The following is a 16,549-nucleotide window of genomic DNA, read 5'->3' as shown; positions in this document are numbered from 1 at the left end:
GAACATCAACTAATCCGGCGGATGGTGGACGATGTGGCACGACGGTCGGCTCTGCTACGGCGGTGACTACAACCCGGAGCAGTGGCCGGCGGAGGTCTGGGCCGAGGACGTCGCGCTGATGCGCCGGGCCCGGGTCACCCTGGTCACCGTCGGCGTGTTCGCCTGGTCCCGCCTGGAACCGGCCCCCGGGCAGTACTGCTTCGACTGGCTCGACCAGGTCCTCGACCTGCTGCACGACGGCGGCATCCGGGTCGCCCTGGCCACCCCCACCGCCAGCCCGCCACCCTGGTTCTCCCTCGCCCACCCGGGCGCGCTGCCGGTCACCGTCGACGGGGTCCGCCTGCACCACGGCAGCCGCGACACCTACTGCGCCGCCGCCCCCGCCTACCGCTCCGCCGCCCGCCGCGTCACCGCCGCCCTCGCCGACCGGTACGCCCGGCACCCGGCCGTGGCGCTGTGGCGGGTGCACAACGAGTACGGCACCACCTGCCACTGCGAGCACACCGCCCGCGCCTTCCGACGGTGGCTGGCCGGGCGCTACGGCGACCTGGACACCCTCAACGACGCCTGGGTCACCAGCTTCTGGAGCCAGCACTACTCCGACTGGGCACAGATCAGCACCCCCCGCGCCACCCAGTACCTGGGCAACCCCGGCCACCTGCTGGACTTCCGCCGCTTCTGGTCGGACACCCTGCTCGCCGCGTACGCCGAACAGCGTGACCTGCTGCGCGCCGTCGCGCCGCAGACCCCGGTCACCACCAACTACGTACTCGGCGACTGGGTGCCGGTCGACCACGCCCGCTGGGCCCGCGAGGTGGACCTGGTCGCCGTCGACCACTACCCGTCGGCCGTCGACGGCGGTGCCGAGGAACAGACCGCGCTCGTCGGCGACCTGGCCCGGGGCTGGGCCCGGCACGCCGCCGCCGACCCGACCTGGTTGCTGATGGAGAGCGCCCCCCAGCAGATCCACACCACCGGGCGCGCACACACCAAGGAACCCGGGCGGATGCTGCGGCACAGCCTCGCCCACGTGGCCCGCGGCTCGCACGGCGCGATGTTCTTCCAGTGGCGGGCGTCGGCCGGTGGCGCCGAACGCTTCCACTCCGCCCTGGTGCCGCACGCCGGGCCGGACAGTCGGGTGTTCCGCGAGGCGGTCGAGCTGGGCGCGGTGCTGGAACGCCTCACCGAGGTACGCGGCCGGGTCGAGGCGTCGGTGGCGCTGGCCGTCGACGCCTCGAGTGCCTGGGCGCTGCGCCACCCGGGCCTGCCCTCGACCCGGGTGGACCACCACGAGGAACTCGCCGCCGCCCACCGGGCCCTGTGGCACGCCGGGTACGGCTGCGACACGGTCGCGCCCGGCGAGGCCCTCGACGGGTATCGGCTGCTCGTCCTGCCCGCCCTCTACCTGACCGACGACGCCACCGCCGAGTGGATCCGCGCGTACGTCCACCGTGGCGGTCACCTGCTCGCCACGTACCTCAGCGGCACCGCCGACGCACACGCCCGGATCCGGCTCGGCGGCTACCCGGGCGCGCTACGCGACGTGCTCGGCGTACGGGTGGAGGAGTTCCACCCGCTCGCCGACGGCGACGAGGTCCGACTCGCCGACGGCGGCACCGGCCGGATCTGGGCCGAGACGGTCCACCCGACCGGGGCGGAGACGGTCACCACATACGCCGGTGGGGTACTCGACGGGTCACCGGCGATCACCCGGCACCGCCACGGCACCGGCACCGCCTGGTACGTCTCCACCCGCCCCGACGACACCACCTACCGCAGGCTGCTGGACTCCGCCGCCCGCGCCGCCGACATCGCCCCGGTCTGCCCGGACGCACCCGCCGGGGTCGAGGCGGTCCGCCGCCTCCACCCCGGCGGGAGCTGGCTGTTCCTGCTCAACCACACCGACCGTGCCCGACGCGTACCGGCCCGGGGCCGCGACCTGCTCACCGACACCGAGGTCGACGAGGCGGTGACCCTGCCGCCCGGCGGTGTGGCCGTGCTGCGCGAGAGGCTGCCCTCGGCTACCGGTGACGAGACGACGACCTGATCGATGTGGGGACGGAGGTCGACGGCGGTGGTGTCTCAGTCGAGGTCGGCGAGGTCCAGCACGAAGCGGTAGCGGACGTCGCCGCGTTCGAGGCGGTCGAAGGCCTGCTGGATCTGGGCGGAGGGCAGCAGCTCGACGTCGGCGGTGATGTCGTGTGCGGCGGCGAAGGACAACAGTTCGGCCGTGTGCGTGGTGCCACCGGTGCCCGAGGAACTGAGCTTCTTGCGGCCGAAGGTCAGTTCCATCAGGTTCACCGGCGTCGGCATGGGGAAGCCGAGCACGCTGAGAGTGCCGTTGAGAGTCAGCAAGCGCAGCAACGGCGACAGCTCGTGCGGGCCGGAGATGGTGTCCAGGATGAGGTCGAACCGCGCGAGCCCGGCGTCGTCGGCGATGGCGAGCAGGCCGGTGGCGCCGAGTCTGCGGGCGTCGTCGGCCTTGCCGGGGGTACGGCTCAGGACGGTCACCTCGGCGCCGAGTGCAGCGGCGAGCTTGACACCGAGATGGCCGAGGCCCCCGAGGCCGGCGACCGCCACCCGGCTGCCAGGGCCGACTCCCGCCTCGCGCAGCGGCTCCCACATCGTGATGCCGGCACACATCAGCGGAGCCGCGCCGGCCGGGTCGAGACCGGCGGGCAAGGGGTACGCGAACTTCTCCCGCAGCACGTACTCGCGGCTGTACGCCCCCTTGGTGATCGTGCCGTCGACCCGGTCGGGGCTGCCGTACGTGCTGGTCGGGCCCGCGTGGCAGAAGTTCTCCTGGCCGACCTGGCACATGGGGCACGACCCGCACGAGTCGACGAGGGTGCCGACGGCGACCTGGTCGCCGGGGGTGAAGCGGCTGACGGCGGCACCGACGGCGGTGACCGTGCCGGTGAACTCGTGGCCGGGCACGACGCCGACGGCGTTCTTGTAGTGCGGCATCATGCCGCTGAGCAGGTGCAGGTCGCTGTGGCAGACACCGCAGTAGTCGACGCGCACCGCGATGTCGTCGCTACGCAGGTCTCGCCGCTCGAACGCGGCGCGCTGCAAAGCGGCAGTACCGTCCACGCTCTGCCATCCGATGGTCGTCCGCACGGGAGCTCCTTCTAAACAAACTGTTCGGTATTTTTTTCGAACCTAGACGACTGTCGCGCCGAAAGCAACCGACTCGTCGGTTTGTTAGAGTGGTCGCATGTCGTCAGGCCCCGTGACCGCCAAAGGCGCAGCCACCAGTCGCCGCATCCTGGACGCCGCCGCCGCCGAGTTCGCCGAACGAGGCATCGCCGGAGCCCGGATCGACCGCATCACCGCTGCGGCACGCACGAACAAGGCCCAGGTGTACGGCTACTTCGGCAACAAGGACGGCCTGTTCGACGCCGTCATCGCCGATCGCGCGGACCAACTCATGAGTGCGGTCCCGTTCGACGCGGACGACCTGCCCGGATCAGCGGTGGCGATGTACGACGAGAACCTGCGTGATCCTCATCTGGTTCGGCTGCTGACCTGGCTGCGCCTGGAACGGCGGCCCGCCGGTTATCTGGGGCGGCCCGCCGACCACGAGCCGAAGCTGACGGCGATCGCCCGGGCACAGGCCGCCGGCAGAGTGCGTGCGGGCGACCCCTTCGACCTGTTCACCCTGGTTCTGAGCATGGCGTTCGCCTGGTCGGCGGCCAGCGTCGTCTACGCCGCGACCGCCGCCGAGCCCGAGGAGGATCACGACCGGCGGCGCACACTCCTGGCCGCATGCGTCCGGGGAGCGATCTCGCCGAGCACCGCGCCCCAGGACTGACCCGTCGATCGCGGTCACCGGCGCAGCGGAGGGCGCGCCTGCCCGCGATCCGCCGGGACCCGGGCGTCCCGTCGGCGGACCGGCCGGTTCCCGACGGATCGCGTTACCGTGGGGGGAACGGGGAGGTGGAACGGGTGGACCGGATGTGGGAGGCGTCGGTCGAGGCGCAGATCCGCTCGGCGCAGGAACGCGGGGAGTTCGACGACCTGCCCGGCGCGGGCCGACCGATCCCCGGCCGGGGACTGCCCTATGACGAGTCCTGGTGGATCAAGAGCTTCATGGAACGCGAGAAGCTTCCCACCGACCTGTTGCTGCCCACCCCGCTGCTGCTGCGCCGCCGCATCGAACGTCTGCCCGACGAGGTCCGCGACCTCCCCACCGAGCAGGCGGTACGCTCCTGCGTCGCCGACCTGAACGCCGAGGTGATGGCCTGGCTGCGCAACCCGTCCGGTCCTCGGGTGGTGGTGCGCCCGGTCGACGTCGACGCCGTCGTGTCGACGTGGCGGGCCGCGCGTCACGCCGCCCGCCCGGCGGCCCCCGTCGCCCCGCCGCCGCCCGCACCCCGGCGGTCCTGGTTCCCGTTCCGCCGACGCCGCGCCGCCTGACCGTTCCCGGTCGAGGATGTCGTAGCCCGCGCGTTTGCGCACTACGATGCCCCGCATGCGGTGGGGAGACCGACACGATCGGGGTGGTGGCGTCGTCGGCCGGCGCGTGCCTGGCCTCGACCGGGGCAGCCTGATCCCGTGAGTCCCGGTGGCACCGACGCGAGCCTGCTCGAACTGGTGGTGGGTTTCCTCGTCGCCGTCTCCCTCATCACGGTGCTCACGCTGGTGCTGCGTCGCCGCAGCGGTCGCCAGGACCTGCTGGGCACCCAGATGCGCGAGGTGCAGGCACGGTCCGCCGCCGCGTCCTGGGACACGGACACCCGGCTGCGGGACGCGGCGACCCGGATCGCCGACGCGCGCAGGCACGAAGCCGCCTCCCGTGCGCCCATGCCTACGGGGGCCACTTCCGACGCGCGTCCACCGGACGCGTCCGCCACGGATGCGACGTCGCCCGGCGCGGGACATCCGGACGCCGCGGCGGGGGAGCGGGCGGCGCAGGACGCCACCGCTCCGCCGCCCGGGTGGCCGTCGACGCCCGGCGCAGACAGTGACGCGATGGCCGACGCGTTCGCCTGGCTCCGGATCGCGGCACTCGTGGAGGCCGGACAACGCCAGCAGGCCGTCGAACTGCTCAGCGCCACGATGGCCATCTCGGCGGACGACGCGGAGACGCTGGTCGACGGTCTGCGCGACGCGGGCGGCGAGCGGCGCCCCGACTGAGCCGCTAGCGGCCCACTTCGGCGTAGGACGCCGCACGAGCTGACTCCCCGCTGCCAGTTCGGCCGACGATCGCTGGCGAGCGGTGCTTCCACCGAGAATCACGAGCCCGGGAGCCGTGGCGAGTATTTATTGAATTACCAGTAACGTCAATCCAATAAATACTCGCCACAAAACGGACATAGCGTCACTGCACCATAATGACTGTTAATGTGCGTAAGGACTTACGCTGGTGTGATCGCCGGACTTCGCCGCCTGGTCACGGCTCTGTCAAACGTCAGGAGGGTGTCGACGCGTACGACGCGCGGGCTGCGGCGACCTCGGCGGCCTGGCGCTCACGCCAGCGCTTCTGCGCGTCGCGGTTGCAGGTCCGGCAGACGCGCCGATAGCGGCCGGTCGCCGGATCCGTCTCCCGCTCGTGCCCGTTACGGCACATCGGACGCTGTGAACGTTCGCGGCAGTTGTCGGCGTGGCTGCGTTGGCGCAGATGCGTCGGCTCGATGCAGTCCGGCACTGCACAGTCGTGGTGGACCTTGAGAGTGGGGTCGTAGTCGCCGACGAAGACCACGTACGCCGCGATGTGCGCCCAGGCCCGACCCGCCAGCTTCTGGTACACGCCCCGCTGGCGGCCGTAGCCGCGCACGACGAGGCAGCCGTGGTCAGTTCGTGTCGAGCGGCTCAGCAGGTACGCCCGCAGCGTGTCCTCGGTGAAGTGTCGGGACAGGCCGGTGATCTGGGACAGCACCCGGTCAGGGTACGGCGGCGATCACCCACGGGGACCGGCGATCGGTGGGCCGGGGTGTCAGCGGGAAGGCGACGGCACGCAGTAGACGTCGCCGGAGTTGGCCTCGTGCGGCAGCGCGGTCAGGTACGCCGCCATCTCCTCGGCGGTGGCCCAGCGGCCGAGCTTCAGTTCCTTGTGGTCGCCGAGCGCCACGTCGAAGCCGCCGAAGCCGAGCGCGGTCAGCCGGTCCAGGCAGCGCCGCGCCACCTCGCGTTCGATCGTGGTGAACTCGAACGACAGCGCGGGCAGTGGCGCGCTCAGTCCGGCCAGCACGGCGTCCTCGAAGCCCTCCACGTCGATCTTGGCGAAGGCCGGCGTGCCGTGCTCGGCGACGAGGGCGTCCACGGTGGTGACCGGGACCTCGATCTGGCCGTCCCAGGTCTGTCCCTCCCAGCCGCCGGCCCCGGTGGCTGCGCTGACGAAGTCGGTGGAGGCGGTGGAGACGGTCGGGTTGGCGGAGTTGACCAGGAAACCGATGCGGCCCGGTTGCGCCCCGCAGGCCGCTTCGACCAGGGTGACCTGGTCGTCGTCGGCGTAGATGGTGCGCAGCGCCCGCAGGCACAACGGCTGCGGCTCGACCGCGACCACGCGGGCGCCGAGGCGACGGAAGCTGGCGATGTGGTCGCCGACGTGGGAGCCGATGTCGAAGACCAGGTCGCCGGGGCGGACGAAGCGGGCGTAGAAGGCGTCCATCGCCGCGTCCCGTCCCGGATCGCCGTAGTAGACCTCCAGCGACCGGCGCAGCCCGGCGGTCGCCGGGTCGGCCTTGAGCGCCTCGACCGCAGCGGTGTGTGTACCCATCGCAGCACCCTAACCCGCGTACCTCGCCGGGGTGGCGCGGCTCGACCACGCCCGTCACCCGGTGTGACCCGAGTTGACGACGCGCGGCCGACGCGCTAAATAAGAGAACAGAGTTGAGTCGCCAAGGCTCAACCCAACCGAAACCTTCGGCCCAGAGGAACCGAGGAGGCACGAGATGCTGATGCGCACCGACCCGTTCCGTGAGATCGACCGGCTCGCCGAGCAGTTCTTCGGCACCACCAGCCGCCCGGCGGTGATGCACATGGACGCCTACCGCGACGGCGACCACTTCTACGCCGCCTTCGACCTGCCGGGAGTCGACCCGGACAGCATCGACTGCACCGTTCAGCGCAACGTGCTGACCGTCCGGGCCGAGCGTCGCCGCCCCGCCGGGGAGGCCGTCGAACTCGTCGCCGCCGAGCGCCCGATGGGCGTGTTCAGCCGGCAGCTCTTCCTCGGCGACACGCTCGACACGGACAAGCTGGAGGCCGGGTACGAGAACGGCGTGTTGACGTTGCGGATCCCGGTGGCCGAGCGGGCCAAGCCCCGGAAGGTCACCATCAGCGCGACCGGCGACGGCCGGCGGCAAATCAACGCCTGACGCACGCGACGGCCGGGCGGGAGTGCTCCCGCCCGGCCGCGTGCTGCCGCCGTCCGATCCGGCGGTGTGCGATCATGACGCGTCGGCGCGCCTGTTCGTCAACCCGAAACACGACTGAGAACATTTTTCACATGCGTTCGACCGAGACCCCGGTGTTGTACCGCCCGCCGGCCCACCCCGCCCTGCCCGGGGGGCCGATGGCCGTCACCGACGCGTGGTTGCGCAACCGGCGGTTGAGTGACCACACCCGGGACGCGTACCGGCGGGACGTCGCCGGGTGGCTGGGCTGGTGCGACGCCCGCCACCTGGACCCGCTGCGCGCCAACTTCCTGCACGTCAACGAGTACGCGCGGACGCTGGAGAACACCCTGGCCGCGCGTACCGGCAAGCCGCTGACCCCGGCGACCGTGGCCCGCAAGCTGTCCGCGATGTCGAGCTGGTACGACTTCCTGGTCAAGCTCCAGGCGGTGCACGCCAACCCGGTCTCCGACGCCGACCGGCCCCGCATCGACCGCGACCACTCGGCCACCGTGGGCCTGAGCCCCGACGAGGTGGACGCGCTGCTCGTCGCCGCCGAGACCGACACCGGGCCGACGGCGGCCCGCAACCGCGCCGCCGTCACCCTCCTGGCCGACCTGGGCCTGCGGGTCGGGGAACTGGTCTCCCTGGACGTCGCCGACCTCGGCGCCGAACGGGGACACCGCAGCGTGCGCTTCATCGGCAAGGGCGGCAAGTCCCGCCGCCGCGCCCTCACGCCCTCGACCGCGTACGCGGTGGACGCCTACCTGAGTCAGCGCGCCGCCGAGCAGGGCGTGGCGCCCCACCAGCTCACCGGGGCACTGCTGGTCACCGCCAGCGGGGCCCGACTCGACCGGCACTCGGTGTTCCGGCTGATCCGGAGACTCGCCCGGGACGCGGGCATCCCGGCCTGGGCCAGACTGTCGCCACACTCGCTGCGGCACGCCTTCGCCACCACCGCCCGCGCCGAGGGCGTGCCGCTGGAGGACGTGCAGGACGCGATGGGGCACGCCGACCCGCGCACCACCCGCCGCTACGACCGCGACCGGCACAACCTCGACCGCGACCCCGCGTACGCCATCTGGGCCGCCCGGGCCCGCCGCCGCACCTGACGCGGCACCGGACGGCTTTCCGCCCGCCGACGCGCCCGATTCTCTACGGTCGGATGGTGTGGGCGAGGCGCAGCCGTGGAGCAGGCCGGCCCGGCGACGCCACCCGATGCGGGTCGGGCTCGTCTTCGCCGGTGCCGGCGTGGCCCTGTGCTGCATCGGCGTGGCCGGTCTCGGTGCCTGGAACGTGCAGGTGGTGACCCAGGCCGCCGGCCCGGTGCGGGAGACCGCCGAGGGGTTCCTGCGCGAGGTGACCACCGGCGACACCGACAGCGCGTACGAGCGGCTCTGCGCCGACTCGCGCAGCCGGTGGAGCGAGCTGGGCTTCACCAGTTGGGTCCGCACCCCGCCGACCGTGCGCGACTACGAGATCGTCGACGTGTCGGTGGCCACCGACCGGGGCAAGCCGCACGGCACGGTCACCGTCCGGCTGACCCGCGAGAGCGGCGCCACCGAGCAGCGGGAGCTGACGGTGGTGCGGGAGGGCGGCTGGCGGGTCTGCGGCGACCCGTACTGATCACACCCCGACCGACTCGGCCGACTCGACCAACCGACCGTCGCGCAGCACCAACACCCGGTCGGCCAGTTCCACCAGCGTCGGGTCGTGCGTGGCCACCAGCGCGGTCATTCCGCGTGCGTGCACCAGCGCCCGCAGCAGGTCCATCACCGCCCGGCCGGTCTCCGAGTCCAACTGGCCGGTGGGCTCGTCGGCGATCAGCAGCTCGGGATCGTTGGCCAACGCGCGGGCGATCGCCACCCGCTGCTGCTGCCCACCGGACATCTCGTACGGGCGCTGGGCGGCCTGCCCGCCCAGCCCGACCAGTTCCAGCAGCACCGACACCCGCTCCTCGCGCTGCGCGGCCGGCGTCTTCGCCAGCCGCATCGGCACCCCGACGTTCTCCGCGGCGGAGAGGATCGGGATCAGTCCGAAGGACTGGAAGACGAACCCGACGGTGTCCCGGCGCAGCCGCAGCAGATCCTGCTCACCGGCGGCGGTCACCTCCCGACCGGCCACCCACACCCGGCCCGACGTGGGCCGGTCCAGGCCGCCGATCAGGTTCAGCAACGTGGTCTTGCCGGCACCCGAGCGCCCCCGCACCGCGACCAGCTCACCGCGACCGGCCCGCAACGACACGTCGCGTACCGCGTGCACCGTCCGGTCGCCGCTGCCGTAGTCGCGGCACAGCCCCTCGACCCGGACCAGATCCTCGCTCACGACCCGTCCCTCCCGTCACCCGCACGGACCTGCACGTGGTCCGGTTCCAAGGTCAGCCTCACCCGGTCCCTGAGGGCCAACGCGTCGACGAACCCGGCCGGCAACTGCATCCGCCCGGCCCGGTCCAGCACCGCGTACTCCTCGGTGACCAGTTCCTCGACGCCGTCGGCGCCGACCCGCGCGGTGCGGTGCACCTCCGAGGCGGTACGCCCGTCCCGGATCGCGACGGTCCGGCGGACCTGCGTGGCGACCTGCGGGTCGTGCGTGACCACCACCACCGTGACGCCCAGCTCGGCGTTGATGGTGCGCAGCGCCCCGAACACCTCCGCCGCCGTCGCCTCGTCCAGCTCCCCGGTCGGTTCGTCGGCGAAGAGGACCTCCGGGTCGTTGGCGACCGCCACCGCGACCGCGCACCGCTGCTGCTCACCACCGCTCAGCTGCCCCGGCCGGCGGTCCGCGCAGTAGCCCACACCGACCATGTCCAGCAGCTCCGCCACGCGTCGCCGACCGGCCCGCCCACTCCGACCGGCCAACCGCATCGGCAGCTCCACGTTCTCCCGCGCCGACAGGTACGGCAGCAGGTTGCGGCTGGTCTGCTGCCACACGAACCCGACGGTGTGCCGCCGGTAGCGCAGCCGCTTGCGGGCCGACATGGTCAACAGGTCGAAGCCGGCCACCCGGGCGATCCCGGCGGTCGGTGTGTCCAGCCCGGACAGGATGTTGAGCACGGTGGACTTGCCGGACCCGGAGGCACCCACGATCGCCACCAACTCGCCCCGGTCCACGACCAGGTCGAGCCCCTGCAACGCGACGACCTCCACCCCCTCGCTGGTGAAGATCCGCACCAGGCCGTCGCAGACGATGTGCCCCCGCAACCGGTCCGCGCCACCGGCGCGCGCGGCGGCCCGTTCCGCCGCCCGCCGCTGCAACGTCGCCAGATCCGGTGCCCGTTGCACCACACTCGTGCCGGTACCACCTGATCCGCTCACGGGTTCTCCTCTCCCAGGCGCAGCACCTCACCGAGGCGCATCCGCCGATTCACCAGGTTCTCCACCGCCAGACCGGCCAACAGGCCGAGCACCACCAGCACCAGCACCCCACCCACGACCAGCGGATCCAGGTGGTCGCGGATCGGCACGCCGGGAGCGAACGCGGCCAGCCCCAGCGTCGGACCAAGCAGCCGGGGCAGGGCCACCCCCACCACCGCGCCGGTCAGCGCCGCGACCACCACCAGCGGCACCAGCTCGTAGACCAGCAGTCGGCGACCGGCCGCCGCCGACAGGCCCAGGGTGCGCAGCCGCGACAGCGTCCGGCCCCGGCCGGCGGCGTCGGCGACCACCACGAACCCGACGGCCAGGACCGCCAGCGCGGTGCCACCGACCGCACCCACGGTGAACGCCAGGGTCAACACCTCGTTGGCCCCGGTACGCTCCAACCCGTCCCGGTACGCCTGCCGCGTCTGCAGGGCCGCCGGCACCTGGGCCCGCGTCACCTCCCGGCCGAGCACGTCGGACTGTCGCCGCCGCTGTGCGTCGTCGGCCACCGTCAGCAACCGCGTCTCGTCCACGCCGTCGGTGGCGAGCAGGTACCGGTTGGGCACGATCGGGGTGTACTCGTACTCGGGCAGCGCCTGCCACGGCAGCACCACGAACCGCTCCACGCCCAGCCCCACCCCGGGGAAGGCGTCGGCGACCCCGGCGACCCGGAAGGCGTACCCCCGGCTCTGCACGTCGGCCACCGCGCCGTCGCCGACCTCCGCCGCCACCCGGGGCGACACCACCGCGGGCACCGGCCCGTCGCCTCGCGCCGCGTCGCGCAACGCGGCCGGCACGTCGACGTCCACCCCGCTGCGCGCCACGACCTCGGCGAACGCCGGTGCGTCCACCACCAGCACCCGGGCCTGGCCGAGCGCGCGGGCACCCGGACCGCTCCCGGAGCGCAGCCGCCGGTTCGACTCCACCCACACCCGGGCCACCGCCTGCACCCCGGGCACCGCACCGAGCGCGTCGGTGGCGTCCGGGGCGAAGGTGTAGCCGGTCAACCAGGCGTCGGCCGGGATGCTCAACGTGGCCGCCCGGTTCCGCGCCTCGGCCACCGTGGTCGTCACCACGCCACCGAACACCCCGGTGCTGACCGCGACGATCACCACCGCCAGTGGCCCCCACGCCACCGGCGCGCCGCGACCGGCGCGGGCCGCGCCGAGGAACAGCAACGCGCCCCTCGTCCGGGTGGCGAACCGGCCGACCAGCCGCAGCGGCCACGGCAGCAACCGGATCGCCACCAGCGCGGCGGCGACCGCGACCAGCACCGGCACCGCACTGAGGTACGCGTCGACGCCGCCGGCCGCATCCAGGCCCCGACGGCGCAGCAGCACCACGCCGAGACCGGCGAGCACCAGCACGCTCGCCTCCAGCGTGAGCCGACGTGCGCTCGGCCGCTGCGCCACCACGTCCGCGCGACCGGCGACCACACCCACCCGCCGGTACGCGAGCACCGCCAGCACCGGCACCACGACGGTGGTGAGCAGGGCCAGCACCGGCACCAGCCAGGGCGACCCGGTCGAGCGGCCGGGCACCGTCGCCCCGGCCAGGGCACCCAGCAGCACCGCGAGCGGCTGGACGGGCACCGCCTCGGCGAGCAACCGGCGACCGATCGCGCCCAGCGAGGCCCCCCGCGCACGCAGCAGCGTCAGTTCCGCCCGACGGCGTCGGACCGCCAGCCGGGCCGCCAGCACGATCAGCCCGAGCAGGCCGGCCAGCAACCCGGTCTGCACGACGGCCAGCAACGCCCGGACCGACCGCAGTTCGTCGGCGAAGCGCACCAGCGCGGTGTCCAGCGAGGTCTGCACCACCGCGTCCGGGACCGTCTCGGAGCGGCGGGTCTCGGCCACCGCCGCGGTGACCGCGTCGAGCACGGCGGTGTCCAGCCGCTGCTCGTCGAGGCGGTACCGCCATCCGCTCACCGCCGGCACCGCGGTACCGGCCGAGATCCGGTCCATCCCGGCCCAGTCGGTCACCCCCGCCACCACGTACGGGTCACCGTCGAGCAGCGGCACGGTCGGGTCCAGTGCCGACCGCAGGTCGTCCCAGACCGGGTCGGCGGCGTCACGCGGCGTGAACACCCCCACCACACGGGCCGGTGCCTGCCGCTTGCCGTCGGCGAACCACAGGTCGGTGCCGGGTCGCAGCGACAACGTCTCGGCCACCTGCACCGACACCGCCAGTTCCGCCGGGCCGCCCACCTGCGTACGCGGCCACCGCCCGGCGGTCACCTCGGCCGCCTCCTCGACGCCGGTCTGGGCGCGTACCCCGAACTCCTTGCGCGCGCCGCCGTCCATCGGCGGGGCGTCGCCGGACGCGAGCAGTTGCTCCGGGTCGATCGAGGACGCGTACCACCGGCGGTCCACCAGGCCCGGCAGTGGCTGCGGCAGGGCGGCGGCGTACCGGTCCAGGTCGTCTCGCCCGGCGGCGGCCGGTGCGGGGCGCGGCACGCTGAGGGAGATGTCACGGACCAGGTGCGGCAGGTGGGCGACATCGGCGCGCAGCCCCCGGTCGGCGTACCCGTCGGCGAGTCTCGGCGCGGCCGTCACCAGCATCGCCGCGACCAGCCCCAGCATCGCCAGCAGCGCCACCTGGCCCGCGTACACCCGGATCCGGCCCGTCATCGGGTCTCTCCGTCCGTGACGGTCAGGCGACGGCGTACACCGGTGGAGACGGCGGCGCTGAACGCCAGGGCCAGGGCGAGCAGGCCCACGCCGGTGGCGAGCACCGGAAGCCAGTCGACGCTCAACAGCGGCGGTGGATGTGGACGCTCGGCGGACGGGGTCAGGATCACCAGCGGGGCCGTCGTCGCGGCCACCCCGACCCCCACCAGCAGACCGACCAGCACGCCCATACCGGCGAGGAACGACTGCTCGGCCAGCAGGGAGCGGGCCACCAGGCGTCGTCCGGCGCCGAGGGTGTGCAGCACCGCCAGTTCGGTGGCGCGCCGCCGCGCGGTGGCGCTGACGTCCACGGCCACCCCCACGGCGGCCAGCAGCACCGCCGCCAGTGCGGCGGCGAACAGGGCGCCCCGCGCACCCACCCCGAACGGGTCGCGGGCCAACTCGGCGGCGACGTCCTCGCGGGCCAGCACCGTCAGGCCGCCGAGCGCACCGGCCGCCTCGGCCACCCGCTCCGCCTCGCCGGGCCGCACCGCCAGCCACCACTCCTGCGGCGACCGGACGAGCCCGTGGTCGTGGAAGAGCCGGGCACCCAGCGAGGGCAGGTCGACCAGCAACGCGGCGTCCTCGGCACCACCGGGCAACGCGGCCACGGTGTCGACCAGCACCACGTCGACCTCGGCCCCGCCCAGGAACAGCCGGGTCTGCGCACCGACGTCCAGGCGCAGCGCGTCGAGGGCCGCCGGGGTGGCCGCCACCGGTACCCGGGTGGCATCGGCGGTACGGGCCACGGCCACCTGCACCGGCGTGCTGCGGGCGAACCAGCCGCCCGGCACGTCCCGCGCGTAGCGGGCGGTCAGTCCGGCGCCGGAGGCGGTCGACCCGGTGGCGGCACCGGTGCGGTCGACCAGGTGCCACGGGCCGTCCCCGGTCAGCTCGACCGGGCTGCCCGGGGAGGTGTCCGGGCTGGCCCGCAGGTCCGACAACCGCCAGTCCAGGCTCATCCGCGGCGCGCCGAGGGTCTCCGTGGCGAAGCCGGCCAACCGCCACGGGCCGGCACCGGGGGGCAGGTCCACGGTGAACCGTGACGGTGTGCCGTCCCGGTCACTCTCGCCCAACGCCAGCCTCAGATGGGTGCCGTGCGGATCGAGCAGCACCGCGTGGTGGCGGACCGGGGAGTTCGTCCCGGTGTCGTCGACCCGGGTGCTGACCCGACCGGTGAGCTGGCGGGTGCCGGCCGGCAGCGCCGTGCCGGGCGCCTCGACCCGGCCGGCGGTGAGCGTGTCGAGCAGGTCGGCGGTCGAGCCGCCGGCCAGGTCGGCCCGCAGCCGTACCACCGGGCCGGCGGCGTCGGCGTCGACCGCCAGCATGGTGGCCGGGACGGCGGCCGGACCGAGTCGTACCGTGTCGCGCCAGACCGGCAGCGGCACCTGCACGCCCGGCAGCCCGGCGAGCCGGTCGGCCCGGTCGGCGGCGGCGGAGCCGTTGACCTCGGTGAGACGCAGGTCCGCGCCGACCAGATGCGCGGCCTGGTCGTCCAGCGAGCGTCGGGAGGTCCCGGCGAGGGACCAGGCGAGGGTGCCGACCGCCACGGCGAGGGCCAGCAGCAGCACCGGTCCGGCGTGCGGTCGTCGCCCGGCCTGCCAGGTGCCGAGCATGACGGCGGTCCACGGTTTGCGGTCCACCCACCGCTCGGCGAGCCGGACCAGCGGCGGCAGCAGACGCAGCGCCAGCACCGCGCCGGCCAGGACCCCGAGCGTGGGGGCGGCGGCCAGCAGCGGATCCACCCCCAGGTCACCGCCCCGGGACCGGGACAGTGGAGACGAGTAGCGGCTGAGCTGATACCAGGCGAGCAGGGCCAGACCGACCAGCAGCACGTCCAGGCCGGCGCGCTGCACCATGCCGCGACGGCTGGGCCGGGAACGGCTGGCCAGGTCGGCGACGTAGCTGTCGCCCCGGCGCAGGCTCGGTCCGATCATCGCCAGCGCGCAGCCGGCCGCCGCCGCCCCGGCGACCAGCCACACCGTCGCGTCGGGCACCACACCCGGTCGCAGCGACACCGCGCTGAGCCCCGCCAGGCGGCCGGCGAGCCCGAGCGCCTGACCCGCGAGCAGCGGGGCGAGTACCGCGGCGGGCAGCACCACCAGGGTGGCCTCCCGGGCGGTCAGCCCCGCCAGTTGCCGACGGGCCGCACCCCGGGCCCGCAGCAGCGCGGTCTCACCCCGGCGGTGCTCGGTGAGCAGCACGGCGACGAGCAGCAACGCGTACCCGCCGAGCACCACCACCAGCAGCATCGGGGTGACCAGCGCCGACCGGCCGACGAGGGTGGCCTGTTGCAGCCGGCGGACCAGGGTGGCGAGGTCGCTGGTGACCATCGCGGACTCGCCGAGCCCGGCCTCGGCCGCCGTGCTGGTGGTGATCCGGCCGGCGGCGTCGGCCACCTGTTCCAGGGCGGTGGGACCGACCGCGGTCAGGTCGGGTTCGACCAGCCAGCCGGCGGAGGCGTTAGGCAGGAAGTGGGTGACGAAGTCGGCGCGGGCCACCGTCATCGGCCCGTACGTGGCCGACTGCGGCAGCGCGCCGGTGGCCGTCTCCGGTGCCAGCCGCCAGTACGCGTCGTCCCGGTCCAGTGGCGTGAACAGGCCGGTGACGGTCACCTCGGTGATCCGCCCGGTGAGGCCGTCGGTGATCGGGACACGGTCACCGACGTCGACCCGCAGGGTCCGGGCCGCCGCCTCGGCGAGGGCGGTCTGCACCGGGTCCGCCCCGGCCTGCGGCCAGGTGCCGGCGGCCAGTCGGGCGTGCGCGGGCAGGTCGTCGAGGAACATCACCGACGCGTACACGGTGCCGGTGCGGTCGGCGACAGCGTCGCCGGTGTCGCCGCGCAACTGCCGTCCGGCCGCGTAACCGGCGGCGGTCACCTGCGCGGGCAGCCCGCCCAGGTCGGTGTCGACCTGGGCGCGCAGGGCGGTGTCGCGGTCCCGCAGCGCGTCGGCGGTGCGCCCGGCGGAGGCCCGCACCAGCAGCGACCGTTCCGCGGCGGTGGCCCCGGCGAGCACGTTGCGGGTGCCGGAGTCGACCACGTCCCGGTTGTAGGCGGCCAGTCCGGTCAGGGCGACGGTCGCCACCAGCGCCGCCCCGGACGCGGCGAGCAGCAGGCCCTTCGTGCCCCGGGCACGTCGCCACGCGAACCTCATCCGTCCTGTACCCCCGCCGGTCCGCG

At 74.0% G+C, this 16,549-nt stretch carries 14 protein-coding genes; 7 read left to right on the top strand and 7 right to left on the bottom strand.

From position 1 onward, the window contains the following. Nucleotides 1–31: 31 nt before the first annotated feature. A complete protein-coding gene (locus ACQVFL_RS15225; protein ID WP_431729679.1) occupies nucleotides 32–2,047 on the top strand; it encodes a beta-galactosidase in 2,016 nt (671 codons plus the stop codon). Nucleotides 2,048–2,082: 35 nt separating this feature from the next. Here the strand turns inward: ACQVFL_RS15225 and ACQVFL_RS15220 are convergent, their stop codons facing one another. After that, entirely contained in the window at nucleotides 2,083–3,120 is a 1,038-nt protein-coding gene (locus ACQVFL_RS15220; protein ID WP_431729678.1) for an NAD(P)-dependent alcohol dehydrogenase, read from the bottom strand. 97 nt (nucleotides 3,121–3,217) lie between these two features. Between ACQVFL_RS15220 and ACQVFL_RS15215 the strand changes: the two genes are divergently transcribed. The 3 genes from ACQVFL_RS15215 (at nucleotide 3,218) to ACQVFL_RS15205 (ending at nucleotide 5,139) form a co-directional block, all read left to right on the top strand. After that, a complete protein-coding gene (locus tag ACQVFL_RS15215; protein WP_396695486.1) occupies nucleotides 3,218–3,814 on the top strand; it encodes a TetR family transcriptional regulator in 597 nt (198 codons plus the stop codon). A 125-nt stretch (nucleotides 3,815–3,939) separates the two neighbouring features. Continuing rightward, entirely contained in the window at nucleotides 3,940–4,419 is a 480-nt protein-coding gene (locus ACQVFL_RS15210) for a DUF1992 domain-containing protein (protein WP_396695484.1), read from the top strand. Nucleotides 4,420–4,557: 138 nt separating this feature from the next. After that, nucleotides 4,558–5,139, top strand: a complete 582-nt coding sequence (locus tag ACQVFL_RS15205; protein WP_431729677.1) for a hypothetical protein — start codon at nucleotides 4,558–4,560, stop codon at nucleotides 5,137–5,139. A 274-nt stretch (nucleotides 5,140–5,413) separates the two neighbouring features. Here the strand turns inward: ACQVFL_RS15205 and ACQVFL_RS15200 are convergent, their stop codons facing one another. Together ACQVFL_RS15200 and ACQVFL_RS15195 are read right to left on the bottom strand one after the other, a co-directional pair. After that, nucleotides 5,414–5,881: an HNH endonuclease gene (locus tag ACQVFL_RS15200; RefSeq protein WP_396695480.1), complete on the bottom strand. Its 468-nt coding sequence runs from the start codon at nucleotides 5,879–5,881 to the stop codon at nucleotides 5,414–5,416. Between the two features lie 57 nt (nucleotides 5,882–5,938). Continuing rightward, a complete protein-coding gene (locus ACQVFL_RS15195; RefSeq protein WP_396695478.1) occupies nucleotides 5,939–6,721 on the bottom strand; it encodes an FkbM family methyltransferase in 783 nt (260 codons plus the stop codon). Nucleotides 6,722–6,896: 175 nt separating this feature from the next. Between ACQVFL_RS15195 and ACQVFL_RS15190 the strand changes: the two genes are divergently transcribed. The 3 genes from ACQVFL_RS15190 to ACQVFL_RS15180 all read left to right on the top strand — a co-directional run bounded on the left by ACQVFL_RS15190 (nucleotide 6,897) and on the right by ACQVFL_RS15180 (nucleotide 8,966). Beyond that, a complete protein-coding gene (locus ACQVFL_RS15190) occupies nucleotides 6,897–7,322 on the top strand; it encodes an Hsp20/alpha crystallin family protein (RefSeq protein WP_396695476.1) in 426 nt (141 codons plus the stop codon). A 131-nt stretch (nucleotides 7,323–7,453) separates the two neighbouring features. Then, on the top strand, nucleotides 7,454–8,452 hold the full coding sequence (locus ACQVFL_RS15185) for a tyrosine-type recombinase/integrase (RefSeq protein WP_431729676.1): 999 nt from the start codon (nucleotides 7,454–7,456) through the stop codon (nucleotides 8,450–8,452). A gap of 106 nt (nucleotides 8,453–8,558) precedes the next feature. After that, the gene (locus ACQVFL_RS15180; RefSeq protein WP_396695852.1) at nucleotides 8,559–8,966 is read left to right on the top strand and encodes a hypothetical protein; all 408 of its coding nucleotides are present in this window, start codon (nucleotides 8,559–8,561) and stop codon (nucleotides 8,964–8,966) included. On the opposite strand, the gene ACQVFL_RS15175 is transcribed toward ACQVFL_RS15180, so the two are convergent. Genes ACQVFL_RS15175 through ACQVFL_RS15160 form a run of 4 tightly spaced genes read right to left on the bottom strand, consistent with a single transcriptional unit; the run spans nucleotide 8,967 to nucleotide 16,523 of the window. Then, nucleotides 8,967–9,665 carry an ABC transporter ATP-binding protein gene (locus tag ACQVFL_RS15175; protein ID WP_431729675.1) on the bottom strand — a complete coding sequence of 233 codons (699 nt, stop codon included), beginning with the start codon at nucleotides 9,663–9,665 and terminating at the stop codon, nucleotides 8,967–8,969. Beyond that, nucleotides 9,662–10,654, bottom strand: a complete 993-nt coding sequence (locus ACQVFL_RS15170; protein ID WP_431729674.1) for an ABC transporter ATP-binding protein — start codon at nucleotides 10,652–10,654, stop codon at nucleotides 9,662–9,664. Before ACQVFL_RS15170 ends, ACQVFL_RS15175 begins: the two co-directional genes overlap by 4 nt. Beyond that, on the bottom strand, nucleotides 10,651–13,329 hold the full coding sequence (locus tag ACQVFL_RS15165; protein WP_431729673.1) for an FtsX-like permease family protein: 2,679 nt from the start codon (nucleotides 13,327–13,329) through the stop codon (nucleotides 10,651–10,653). The genes ACQVFL_RS15170 and ACQVFL_RS15165 overlap by 4 nt, the downstream gene beginning before the upstream one ends. Then, entirely contained in the window at nucleotides 13,326–16,523 is a 3,198-nt protein-coding gene (locus ACQVFL_RS15160) for an FtsX-like permease family protein (RefSeq protein WP_431729672.1), read from the bottom strand. Before ACQVFL_RS15160 ends, ACQVFL_RS15165 begins: the two co-directional genes overlap by 4 nt. Nucleotides 16,524–16,549 lie beyond the last annotated feature (26 nt).

The sequence above is a fragment of the Verrucosispora sp. TAA-831 genome, assembly GCF_050780145.1.
GTDB lineage: Bacteria > Actinomycetota > Actinomycetes > Mycobacteriales > Micromonosporaceae > Micromonospora.
Note: the sequence above shows the minus strand (reverse complement) of the source record. Positions and strands in the feature narration are given on the sequence as shown.

Coding starts and splice junctions, on each gene's coding strand:
- ACQVFL_RS15225 (WP_431729679.1), top strand. CDS start 32: ATGTGGCACGACGGTCGGCTCTGCTACGGCGGTGACTACAACCCGGAG.
- ACQVFL_RS15215 (WP_396695486.1), top strand. CDS start 3,218: ATGTCGTCAGGCCCCGTGACCGCCAAAGGCGCAGCCACCAGTCGCCGC.
- ACQVFL_RS15195 (WP_396695478.1), bottom strand. CDS start 6,721: ATGGGTACACACACCGCTGCGGTCGAGGCGCTCAAGGCCGACCCGGCG.
- ACQVFL_RS15190 (WP_396695476.1), top strand. CDS start 6,897: ATGCTGATGCGCACCGACCCGTTCCGTGAGATCGACCGGCTCGCCGAG.
- ACQVFL_RS15185 (WP_431729676.1), top strand. CDS start 7,454: ATGCGTTCGACCGAGACCCCGGTGTTGTACCGCCCGCCGGCCCACCCC.
- ACQVFL_RS15180 (WP_396695852.1), top strand. CDS start 8,559: ATGCGGGTCGGGCTCGTCTTCGCCGGTGCCGGCGTGGCCCTGTGCTGC.
- ACQVFL_RS15165 (WP_431729673.1), bottom strand. CDS start 13,329: ATGACGGGCCGGATCCGGGTGTACGCGGGCCAGGTGGCGCTGCTGGCG.
- ACQVFL_RS15160 (WP_431729672.1), bottom strand. CDS start 16,523: ATGAGGTTCGCGTGGCGACGTGCCCGGGGCACGAAGGGCCTGCTGCTC.